Source organism: Streptococcus thalassemiae, from assembly GCF_903645285.1.
Lineage (GTDB): Bacteria > Bacillota > Bacilli > Lactobacillales > Streptococcaceae > Streptococcus > Streptococcus thalassemiae.
This window is the reverse complement of the sequence record NZ_CAHJXN010000002.1, coordinates 357896-369967: the sequence shown is the minus strand read 5'-3', so window position 1 is coordinate 369967 and position 12072 is coordinate 357896. Positions and strand designations below refer to the sequence as shown.

The window sequence follows — 12072 nt, the reverse complement described above, 5'->3', positions numbered from 1 at the left end:
TCTCCTAGCAGGAAAGTCTGCTAGGAGATTTTTGCATTTCAGGAAGTGGACGGCTGACTTAGCAACCAGCTAAGTGTAAAGGTTAACTGCTCAGCTTTTAGGAGGTCTTGATGTTGAATAGTTGATACTAGGTTTTTGTCCAGTCGGCATTCTTTGACAAAGTTGAAGTGGCTGTGGTTTTGCTCAGTATGAATATCTAGCCATTTATTTTCTTTAGCTAGGTAAATACGGAGGTGGTCAAAGAGAGGGATTCCGAGATCATAGCTTGATTTTCCTGGACAGGTCGGATAAAATCCGAGAGCCGACCAGATGTACCAAGCAGAGAGGCTACCATTGTCTTCATCTCCAGGATAGGCTTGCCAACTTGGGTGAAAGGCTTTCTGACGTAAGGTTTTGATAAGAAGGGCAGTGTAGTTAGGGTAATTGCTGTAGCGGAAGAGATAAGGAATGTGGAAGCTAGGCTGGTTGGAAATGGCTATTTGTCCAAAAGGAGCAGTAGCCATTTCGCTCATTTCGTGAATCTCGTAACCATAGCCAGTCGTCTCAAAGAGGGGAGCATCTTGACAGGCTTTCAAAAGATAGTTGCTGAAGACTTCTTTTCCATCCATAAGTTGGATTAAGCCAGGGATGTCGTGGAGGACGCCTAAAGTTGCTTGGATGGCAGAGCATTCGGCATAGTCGCGTCCCCAACTATAAGGAGAGAAGTCAGAGCGGAAGTTGCCTTGACTGTCTCGCGCTCGCATGTAACCTGTCTCAGCATCAAATAGATGGCGGTAATTTTGTGAAGCAGTCCTATAGGTTTCCGCGATGTCATTCTGACCAAGTTTTTTGGCACAGCTGGCGATACAAAAGTCGCTATAGGCATAGTCTAGGGTGTGGCTAACACTTTCGTGGTGGTCGGTAGAGAGGTAGCCCAGTTCTTGGTATTGGGCTAGTCCGTGACGACCATTGATGCCGAGAGGGTCGAACTTGCTGGCTGTTTCAAGCATGGCTTGAAGGAGTTCTTCTTCCAAGTCGGGAGCCATGTCCTTGCAGGCGCTATCTGCGATAATGCCGTCTAAAAGGGTACCTGGCATCATACCCCGTTCATCTGGAGCCAGCCATTTTGGAAGGAAACCAGTATCGCGGTAGCTATTGAGAAAGCCTTCTAAAAAGCGGTGGTAGTGTTCCGGTATGACAAGGGCAAAGAGGGGGAAGGTGGTGCGGAAGGTATCCCAGAAACCATTGTTGCTAAAGAGGACACCAGGCTTGGCAGTTCCAGTAGCCAAATCTATGTGGATGGCTTGCCCTGATTCATCAACCTCATAAAAAGTCTGTGGGAAGAGGAATAGTCTGTAGAGGCAATGGTCAAAGAAGGTTCGATCAGCCTCTCCTGTCTCTATAATGTCAAAACGATGGAGGAGATTTTCCCAGTCCGCTTGGGCATTTGCTTTACAGTTATCAAAATCTACTTGAGGTAGATTAAGCAGTGCTTGAGTAGGAGAGATGAAAGAAGTCGCTAGCTGAATTTCAGCATGGCTACTTGCTAAGTCAATTCGCCAGTCTTCACCTTCTTGGCTGACAGCAAGAATATCCGTATTCATTTGCAGGGTAGTGAACAGTATCAGTGGATTTTTGTTGGTCTCAGTTTTTCCTTCTTGTCGTAGGGCAAGAGTCCGCTCATCTACTTGCTCCACGGTCAGTTCATCTGCTACGTGGAGATAGAGGGAGAGGGCTTTGCCTTGCTTTTGATTCAAACGAATAGAAGCACCGTAGCAAGTCGGTGTGAGCTGGGTTTCAATCTGATAGCGCAGGGAGAAAATTTTCAGATAATGGGGTTGGAAAGAGGCCTTATCCATATCATAAGAAGACTGACGATGGAAGAGACTGTCACCACTAATCTGGCCTGTGACAGGTATCAGAAGGAGCCAAGAGTAGTCGCCAATCCAAGGACTGGGCTGGTGGGTTAATCGAATCCCCTGAAAGATAGGCAGATGCGGATCGAAAAACCAAGATCCATCCTGGTCACTGGTCTGGGGTACAAAGTAATTCATCCCAAAAGGAACGCCTGTGTATGGCAGAGTATTTCCCCGAGAAAAGGCATGCTTGCTGGCAGTTCCAAATCGGGTATCGATGGTTTCAAGTAATGGTTTCATAGTCTTTCCTTTAGCTGTTTTTCTACATTATATCAGAAAAATAGAGCCTTTAGATATGGGGTTCAAAAGATAACTATTTTGTAGAAAAATGACTATCATTTGTGTATGTATTTTCTGTCTCAAAAGCTATATACTGAAAATGAAACTTGTTTGAAAGAGGATACTGCACGATGATTTATTCAAAAGAAATTGTTAGAGAATGGCTAGATGAAGTAGCAGAACGGGCTAAGGACCATCCAGAGTGGGTGGATGTTTTCGAGCGTTGCTACACAGACACCTTGGACAATACGGTTGAAATCTTAGAAGATGGTTCAACTTTTGTACTCACAGGAGATATTCCTGCTATGTGGCTTCGGGATTCGACAGCTCAACTCAGACCCTACCTTCATGTGGCTAAAAGAGATGCCCTCCTGCGTCAGACTATTGCAGGTTTAGTCAAACGTCAGATGACCTTGGTACTCAAGGATCCTTATGCCAATTCCTTCAACATTGAGGAAAACTGGAAGGGGCACCATGAGACTGACCACACAGACCTTAATGGCTGGATTTGGGAACGCAAGTATGAGGTGGACTCGCTTTGCTATCCTTTGCAGTTGGCTTATCTCCTCTGGAAAGAGACTGGCGAGACTAGTCAGTTTGATGAGACTTTTGTCGCAGCGACTAAGGAAATTCTCCATCTTTGGACGGTGGAACAAGACCACAAGAACTCACCTTATCGTTTTGTTCGTGATACCGATCGTAAGGAAGATACACTGGTAAATGATGGATTTGGCCCTGATTTTGCAGTGACAGGCATGACCTGGTCAGCTTTTCGTCCAAGTGATGATTGTTGTCAATATAGCTACTTGATTCCGTCAAATATGTTTGCTGTAGTAGTCTTGGGTTATGTCCAAGAAATCTTTGCAGAACTAGTCCTAGCTGATAGCGAGAGTATTATTGCTGATGCCAAGCGCCTCCAGTCTGAAATCCAAGAAGGAATTGAAAACTACGCCTACACAAGCAACAGCAAGGGCGAAAAGATTTATGCCTTTGAAGTGGATGGTCTAGGAAATGCTAGCATCATGGATGACCCAAATGTACCAAGTTTGTTGGCTGCGCCTTATCTGGGCTATTGCGATATTGACGACGAAGTCTATCAAGCAACTCGTCGCACCATTCTGAGCCCTGAAAATCCATACTTCTACCAAGGAGAATACGCTAGCGGCCTCGGAAGTTCTCATACCTTCTATCGCTATATCTGGCCAATCGCTCTGTCTATACAAGGTTTGACAACAAGAGACAAGGCAGAGAAGAAATTCTTGCTGGATCAGCTGGTTGCTTGCGATGGGGGGACAGGTGTCATGCATGAAAGCTTCCACGTGGATGACCCAACTCTTTATTCTCGTGAATGGTTCTCTTGGGCCAACATGATGTTCTGTGAATTGGTCTTGGATTACCTAGATATTCGCTAAGGAGCGTGATTTATATTCTTCGAAAATCTCTTCAAACTACGTCAGCTTTATCTGCAACCTCAAAGCTGTGCTTTGAGCAGCCTATGGCTAGCTTCCTAGTTTGCACTTTGATTTTCATTGAGTATTAGTGCAACCGATTCTTGTCAGAATCACAAATTTACATTTAAAACAATAAAAATTTAAATTTAGAATGAGGTTTTACTTCATGGAAAATGTTGTCGTACATATTATCTCACATAGTCACTGGGATCGTGAGTGGTACTTGCCTTTTGAAAGCCACCGTATGCAGTTGGTGGAATTGTTTGACAATCTCTTTGATCTCTTTGAAAATGACCCTGAGTTCAAGAGTTTCCACTTGGATGGACAAACTATTGTCCTCGACGACTACTTGCAAATTCGCCCTGAAAATCGAGACAAAGTCCAACGCTACATTGACGAAGGAAAATTGAAGATTGGTCCCTTTTATATCTTGCAGGATGACTACTTGATCTCCAGTGAAGCCAACGTCCGCAATACCTTGATTGGTCAAGCAGAATGTGCAAAATGGGGCAAATCAACTCAGGTTGGTTACTTCCCGGATACCTTTGGAAATATGGGGCAAGCGCCTCAAATCCTTCAAAAATCAGGCATTCGCGTGGCAGCCTTTGGCCGTGGTGTGAAGCCGATTGGATTTGACAACCAAGTTCTCGAAGATGAGCAGTTTACATCACAGTTTTCAGAAATGTACTGGCAGGGTGCGGACGGAAGTCGTGTCCTCGGGATTCTCTTTGCCAACTGGTACAGTAACGGGAATGAAATCCCAGTTGATAAAGATGAGGCCTTGACCTTCTGGGAACAAAAATTGTCAGATGTGCGTGCCTACGCTTCGACCAACCAGTGGTTGATGATGAACGGATGTGACCACCAGCCTGTGCAGAAAAATCTGAGTGAAGCCATTCGTGTGGCAAATGAACTCTTCCCAGATGTAACCTTTGTTCATAGTTCTTTTGATGAATATGTCCAAGCCGTGGAAAGTGCCCTACCAGAGCAATTATCAACGGTGACAGGCGAGTTGACCAGTCAGGAAACAGATGGCTGGTACACACTTGCCAACACTTCTTCATCTCGTATTTATCTCAAACAATCCTTCCAAGAAAATAGCAACCTCCTAGAGCAAGTTGTAGAACCCTTGACGATTATCACTGGGGGTCATAACCACAAGGATCAGTTGACCTATGCTTGGAAAACTCTTTTGCAGAATGCGCCACATGATAGCATCTGTGGCTGTAGCGTGGACGAAGTTCACCGAGAGATGGAAACTCGTTTTGCCAAGGTCAATCAAGTAGGAAACTTTGTTAAGGCCAATCTTCTCAACGAGTGGAAGGGTAAAATTGCTACGGCTAAGGCTCAAAGTGACTATCTCTTTACGGTTATTAACACAGGCTTGCATGATAAGGTTGATACTGTCAGCACAGTGATTGATGTGGAGACTTGTGATTTCAAGGAATTACACCCAACAGAGGGATACAAGAAGATGGCTGCTCTTACCTTGCCAAGTTACCGTGTGGAGGACTTGAATGGTCGTCCTGTAGAGGCTAAAATCGAAGACCTTGGGGCTAATTTTGAGTACGATTTACCAAAAGACAAGTTCCGCCAAGCTCGTATCGCTCGACAAGTGCGCGTGACCATTCCAGTTCATCTAGCGCCACTTTCTTGGACAACCTTCCAATTGCTGGAAGGAGAGCAAGAACACCGTGAAGGCATTTACCAAAACGGAGTGATTGATACGCCATTTGTAACGGTGAGTGTGGATGACACTATCACAGTTTATGACAAGACAACTCACGAAGCTTACGAAGATTTTATCCGCTTCGAAGACCGTGGTGACATCGGAAACGAGTATATCTACTTCCAACCAAAAGGAACAGAGCCTATCTATGCAGAGCTTAAGGGCTACGAGGTCTTGGAAAACACAGCTCGCTATGCTAAAATTTTGCTCAAACATGAATTGACTGTGCCTGTCAGTGCGGATGAAAAACTAGAAGAAGAGCAAAAAGGCATCATCGAGTTTATGAAGCGTGATGCTGGACGTTCAGAAGAATTGACAAGCATTCCTCTGGAAACTGAGATGACTGTCTTTGTCGACAATCCACAAATCCGTTGCAAGACTCGCTTTACTAACACTGCCAAAGACCACCGTATCCGTCTCTTGGTCAAGACTCACAACACGCGTCCAAGCAATGATTCTGAAAGCATCTATGAGGTGGTGACACGACCAAACAAACCAGCAGCTTCATGGGAAAATCCTGAAAATCCTCAACACCAACAAGCCTTTGTTAGTCTGTATGACGATGAAAAAGGTGTGACTGTATCCAACAAGGGGTTGAATGAATACGAAATCCTTGGAGACGACACCATTGCAGTGACTATTCTGCGTGCGTCAGGTGAGCTAGGTGACTGGGGTTATTTCCCAACACCAGAAGCACAATGCTTGCGTGAGTTTGAAGTCGAGTTTGCTCTTGAATGCCACCAAGCCCAAGAACGCTTCTCAGCCTATCGTCGCGCCAAAGCCTTGCAGACACCATTTACCAGCCTTCAGCTTGCTAGACAAGAAGGAAGCGTGGCTGCGACTGGTAGCCTCTTGAGCCATTCTGTTCTCAGCATACCGCAAATCTGTCCAACAGCCTTTAAAGTGGCGGAAAATGAAGAAGGCTATGTCCTCCGTTACTATAATATGAGTCAAGAAAATGTGCGCATATCAGAACATCAACAAACCATTCTTGACCTACTTGAACGACCATACCCAGTTCATAGAGGCCTCATTTCACCACAAGAGATTCGTACAGAATTGATTAAAAAAGAAGAAATTTAATTTCAAAAAGTAAACATAAAAAGAAAGGAGGGGCGAAAAGGTAAGAACTAACTGCTGATTTGCCCCTTTTTATGGTAAAAACAATGACTATTGCAACGATTGATATCGGAGGGACTGGAATTAAGTTTGCCAGTCTGACTCCTGATGGGAAAATATTGGATAAGACAAGCATTCCAACGCCTGAAAGTTTGGAGGATTTACTAGCTTGGCTAGACCAGCGCTTGTCAGAGCAGGATTATAGCGGGATTGCTATGAGCGTTCCAGGCGCGGTCAATCAAGAGACAGGTGTGATTGATGGCTTCAGTGCCGTCCCTTATATCCACGGCTTTTCTTGGTATGAGGCGCTTACTAATCATCAACTACCTGTCCATCTGGAAAATGATGCCAACTGCGTTGGACTCAGTGAATTACTGGCTCATCCAGAACTTGAAAATGCAGCCTGTGTCGTGATTGGGACAGGGATTGGCGGAGCTATGATTATCAATGGAAGACTTCATCGAGGTCGCCACGGTCTGGGTGGAGAATTTGGCTACATGACCACCCTTGCCCCTGCTGAAAAGCTCAACAACTGGTCGCAACTAGCGTCAACTGGGAATATGGTACGCTACGTGATTGAAAAATCTGGTCAGACTGATTGGGACGGTCGCAAAATTTACCAAGAGGCCGAAGCAGGAAATGCCCTTTGTCAAGAAGCCATTGAGCGCATGAACCGCAATCTGGCGCAAGGCTTGCTCAATATTCAGTATCTGATCGACCCAGATGTCATTAGCCTGGGAGGCTCTATCAGTCAAAATCCAGATTTTATTCAAGGTGTCAAGAAGGCTGTAGATGACTTTGTCGATACCTACGAAGAATACACGGTCGTACCTGTCATCCAAGCCTGCACCTATCATGCAGATGCCAATCTCTACGGTGCCCTTGTCAACTGGCTACAGGAGGAAAACCAATGGTAAGATTTACAGGACTTAGTTCCAAACAAGCGCAAGCTATTGAAGTATTAAAAAATCACATTTCTCTGCCAGATGTTGAAGTGGCTGTCACTCAGTCTGACCAAGCCTCTATCTCTATCAAGGGTGAGGGTGGCCACTATCAATTGACCTACCGCAAGCCTCACCAACTTTATCGTTCCTTGTCCCTGTTGGTAACAGCTCTTGCAGAAGCTGATAAAGTAGAGATTGAGGAACAGGCAGCTTATGAAGATTTAGCCTACATGGCAGACTGTTCTCGAAATGCGGTGCTGAATGTGGCTTCTGCCAAGCAGATGATAGAGGTCTTGGCTCTCATGGGCTACTCAATCTTTGAGCTCTACATGGAAGACACTTACCAGATTGAAGGGCAGCCTTACTTTGGCTATTTCCGCGGGGCTTATTCGGCTGAGGAGTTGCAGGAAATCGAAGCCTATGCCCAGCAGTTTGACATGACCTTTGTGCCATGTATCCAGACCTTGGCCCACTTGTCAGCCTTCGTCAAATGGGGTGTCAAGGAAGTGCAGGAGCTCCGTGATGTGGAGGATATTCTCCTCATTGGCGAAGAAAAAGTTTATGACCTGATTGATGGCATGTTTGCTACTCTATCTAAACTACAAACTCGCAAGGTTAATATTGGGATGGACGAAGCCCACTTGGTTGGTTTGGGACGCTACCTGATCCTCAACGGTGTTGTGGATCGTAGTCTCCTCATGTGCCAACACTTGGAGCGCGTGCTGGATATTGCTGACAAATATGGTTTCCACTGCCAAATGTGGAGCGATATGTTCTTTAAACTTATGTCAGCAGATGGCCAGTACGACCGTGATGTGGAAATTCCAGAGGAAACGCGTGTCTGCCTAGACCGCCTCAAAGACCGTGTGACCTTAGTTTACTGGGATTATTATCAGGATAGCGAGGAAAAATACAATCGCAATTTCCGCAACCATCACAAGATTAGCCATGACCTTGCCTTTGCAGGTGGAGCTTGGAAGTGGATTGGCTTTACACCTCACAACCATTTCAGCCGTCTAGTAGCTATTGAGGCTAATAAAGCCTGCCGTGCTAATCAGATTAAAGAAGTCATTGTGACGGGTTGGGGGGACAATGGTGGGGAAACAGCCCAGTTTTCTATCCTACCAAGTCTGCAAAGCTGGGCAGAACTCAGCTATCGCAATGACCTAGACCGTTTGTCTGCACACTTCCAGACCAATACAGGTTTATCGGTTGAAGATTTTATGCAGATTGACCTTGCCAACCTCTTGCCAGATTTGCCGGACAATCTCAGTGGCATCAATCCCAACCGCTATGTCTTTTATCAGGATGTTCTCTGTCCGATTCTTGACCGACACATGACACCTGAACAGGACAAATCGCACTTCGCTCAGGCTGCTGAGACGCTTACTAACATTAAAGAAAAAGCTGGTAATTATGCTTACCTCTTTGAAACTCAGGCTCAGTTGAATGCTATTTTAAGTAGCAAAGTCGATGTGGGACGGCGCATTCGTCAGGCTTACAAAGAAGCTGATAAAGAAAGCCTGCAAGAAATCGCAAGACAAGAATTACCAGAACTCAGAAGCCAAATCGAACACTTCCATGCTCTCTTTAGCTACCAATGGCTAAAAGAAAACAAGGTCTTTGGTTTGGATACAGTTGATATCCGTATGGGCGGACTCTTGCAACGCATCAAACGAGCAGAAAGCCGTATCGAGGCTTATCTGGCTGGCCAGCTTGATCGCATCGATGAGCTGGAAGTAGAAATTCTGCCATTTAACGACTTCTACGCAGACAAGGGCTTCGCAGCCACAACAGCCAACCAATGGCATACCATTGCGACAGCTTCAACGATTTATACAACTTAAAAACAAGAACACCTTGCCTGGCGCAGGGTGTTTCGCGTGAAACAGAAGAATTGGCTAAGATGCATCATACCAAGCTTAGTTCATAACATTTGATTTATAAAACAAAAAAGAGTATAATAAATTATGCCAGTCTAAAATATGCATAAATATTTTAGGGGGGGGGCTTTTTATTTGTCCTTCCATTATATATTAACCGATAATTATCGGAAAAGGAGCAAAATGATATATGTTTTATAAAGGTAATGAAGATAGAGAAAAACGCTTGCGGTTTTCGATTCGCAAGGTTAGTTTTGGTGCTGCTAGTGTTGCAGTAGCAGCCTTGTTCATGTTTCCAGGAAATGGGACAGTGTCTGCCACAGAGCAAGGTGTAACCCCAACTAATGAGGAAACACAAGGCTCACCTCTGAAAGACCCAGATGTCCAGAATGGAACCTACGGGGCGACTCCAGTAGTCAGTCAGTTGGATGGAAATTCTGGTAGCAGTGAGACTACTGCTCCGAAAGGTCAAGAAGAAACAACTACTCCAACATCTACTGATGCAAGCGCACCATCAGTCGAATCACCTACTGTTTCAAAAGAGAAAGAAGAGACATCTACTACTGCCACTCCAGCGCCAGTAGTATCATCGACTGCTTCAGCAACAGAAAAAGCAGAAGAAAAAGCTACATCTGACTTGGATAAAAAACAGCTGGAAGATTACGTAGCAGAAATTGATGCTAAATTAGCCTCAGGTAGCTATGCGACTAAGACAGATGAAAGTGTTGCAACCCTTAAAGAACATTTAGAATTAGCAAAACTTGCCCTAACAACAGCCACAAGTCAAGAGGAGTTGACAAAAGCTTATAGAAGACTCTTTATGACAGCGAGCAGCGGTTTACGTAGTAAGCCTAAAGCGCAAGTGGAAAGTCCTAAACTAGATACCACAGAAGGAAAAGCGACTGTCGGTAAGAAAGCTAGCAATACTGAGAAAGCTACAGGAAGCAACTCTATCGCAAACTCAGGACAACATGATCCACGTAATAGACAAGCCCTAGATAGAAATAATCCATTCCGAACAGGTGAGACAACGACTGATACTGATCCATCGGCACACCAGACTTACACAGCACCTGCAGAGAATGCGGATTTAAAAACGTTAGCAACTACGTTACAAAGTTTGCCGGATACCATTCAAAATAATAAAAAAATCCAAAGTATGGATGAGTTAGGAAAAGCTAAAAATGTAGCTAAAGGTAGCGTTACTGAAATTGACGAGTTTGGTGGTTGGAGAGCTGTATCTTCTGATGGACAGCAAGGTAAATTTGCAATTGCAAGAAAGACAGACCGAGGCGTATTCCCTGTTGAAACACTTAATACGACAAATAATCAATATGACACCAACAGAAAGGTTTGGCTACGAGAACAGTCATTTGATAGAACTAGTGAGTATATGCTTTTTCTAACGAAAGTTAGATCTTATAAAAATCATACAGAAACAGCTTATGATGACTCTACCTATGTAAGAGTTGGGGAAGGGGGAGCTTCTACTGCAAAAGCTGTCAAAGGCTTTCAAGGTATTGAGAAAACATTTCGTGCATATTCTTCAAACGATGGGTCTAGAATAAAAGTTGCTTTCAAAACAGGATACTCTGGAGATATTAACAATACTAAAGCAGGATATAAGGTCGAAGTTTATTCGATTGGACAAGATGGGACAGAAAGTAGTATTTATACAACTACATTTTATCCTCAAAAGGCTGTGCAAGATAAAGATAAAACGGTTGTTGCAGCTAAAGATGGTACTACGAGAAATGAAGTGCTAAATGCTAATGGATTGACAGAAAATCAAGTGAATGAAAAATTAGCAGAGGAGAACAATAAACCTAATGGTACAGGAGGTTCTTTTACTAGCCGTGATATAGAACTTCCAAAGGGTGCAGTTTCATATAAAGTACGAATTAGTAATGCAACAGATAAAGAAGTAGGGCTTTCTTATCAATCTCCGTATTTAGGTTATGCACTTCCGGTTACTGGTTTAGATTTTTCAATTGAACAAGATACTAGCAGTGTTGCCAAAAACCTCTTGCAAAGAATTTATGATAAATTACTTGAAACAGAAACAGAGGATAAAGCGGGAAAAACAGATGCTACTAAAACAGCATACACAGAGGAACTTGAAAAAGTAAAAACGCTTCTTGAGGGAGAGTTAAAAACAACAGCAGATTATAAACGGGCATTTTCAACACTTTTAGCAAAACAAGAAGCTTTAGTTCCAGCAGCGACAAGTGATGAAAAGACTAATTTATCTGCACAAGTTGAAGGGTTAAAAAAGGTAGCAACAGATACCAAAACACCTAAGAGCATTGCTGAATACAATAAAGAATTTGAGAAGTATAATCAAGAAATTGAATCAATAAAACAAGAAGTAACGACTATCATCAATAAACAGGGAAATGCAACTAAAGATGAAGTCAGTGCCGCATTAGAAAAAGTAGCAGTTATAAAAGGGAAATTAGATACTGCTGCTGGACTGTTAGTTGAACAAGGAAATAAGACGGAGTTAAGACAAGTAGTAGGTCAAGAGGCTGACGTTAAAGGAAACTTTAAATATTATAATGCAGATAAAACAACAAGGGATGCGTATGATGAAGCGATAAAAAATGGACAAACAGTAATAGCTGATGCTAATGCGGATCAAACTCAAGTAGATGCAGCAAAACAAGCTATAGAAGATGCCAAAGGCAAATTAGATGGAGCAGAAACCAATAAAGAAGCTCTAACAACAGCAACATCTACAGATGCGGAAAGCACAAAAGCTAATGATGCGAA

The 12072-nt window shown here is 43.7% G+C and carries 5 protein-coding genes and 1 pseudogene; 5 read left to right on the top strand and 1 reads right to left on the bottom strand.

What is annotated here, in order from left to right; all coding sequences use genetic code 11:
* Nucleotides 1-38 precede the first annotated feature (38 nt).
* Nucleotides 39-2135 (bottom strand): GH92 family glycosyl hydrolase, encoded by a 2097-nt coding sequence (locus tag HWX15_RS04375; protein WP_175880384.1) that lies wholly within the window; start codon nucleotides 2133-2135, stop codon nucleotides 39-41.
* A gap of 170 nt (nucleotides 2136-2305) precedes the next feature.
* Here HWX15_RS04375 and HWX15_RS04370 point away from each other — a divergent pair, with 170 nt between their 5' ends.
* The 5 genes and pseudogenes from HWX15_RS04370 to HWX15_RS04350 all read left to right on the top strand — a co-directional run.
* A complete protein-coding gene (locus tag HWX15_RS04370) occupies nucleotides 2306-3586 on the top strand; it encodes a glycoside hydrolase family 125 protein (RefSeq protein WP_175880383.1) in 1281 nt (426 codons plus the stop codon).
* A 205-nt stretch (nucleotides 3587-3791) separates the two neighbouring features.
* The gene (locus HWX15_RS04365) at nucleotides 3792-6437 is read left to right on the top strand and encodes an alpha-mannosidase (protein WP_175880382.1); all 2646 of its coding nucleotides are present in this window, start codon (nucleotides 3792-3794) and stop codon (nucleotides 6435-6437) included.
* Nucleotides 6438-6520: 83 nt separating this feature from the next.
* Nucleotides 6521-7390, top strand: a complete 870-nt coding sequence (locus HWX15_RS04360) for an ROK family protein (protein WP_175880381.1) — start codon at nucleotides 6521-6523, stop codon at nucleotides 7388-7390.
* Nucleotides 7384-9264, top strand: coding sequence for a beta-N-acetylhexosaminidase (locus HWX15_RS04355; RefSeq protein WP_175880380.1), 1881 nt, complete (start codon nucleotides 7384-7386; stop codon nucleotides 9262-9264). Before HWX15_RS04360 ends, HWX15_RS04355 begins: the two co-directional genes overlap by 7 nt.
* Nucleotides 9265-9490: 226 nt before the next feature.
* Nucleotides 9491-12072 (top strand): annotated as a pseudogene (locus HWX15_RS04350) (YSIRK-type signal peptide-containing protein); the annotation flags it as partial.

What these genes read in the sequence shown, in the direction of transcription:
- HWX15_RS04360 (WP_175880381.1), top strand. Translation starts at nt 6,521, where the DNA reads ATGACTATTGCAACGATTGATATCGGAGGGACTGGAATTAAGTTTGCC.
- HWX15_RS04355 (WP_175880380.1), top strand. Translation starts at nt 7,384, where the DNA reads ATGGTAAGATTTACAGGACTTAGTTCCAAACAAGCGCAAGCTATTGAA.
- HWX15_RS04365 (WP_175880382.1), top strand. Translation starts at nt 3,792, where the DNA reads ATGGAAAATGTTGTCGTACATATTATCTCACATAGTCACTGGGATCGT.
- HWX15_RS04375 (WP_175880384.1), bottom strand. Translation starts at nt 2,135, where the DNA reads ATGAAACCATTACTTGAAACCATCGATACCCGATTTGGAACTGCCAGC.
- HWX15_RS04370 (WP_175880383.1), top strand. Translation starts at nt 2,306, where the DNA reads ATGATTTATTCAAAAGAAATTGTTAGAGAATGGCTAGATGAAGTAGCA.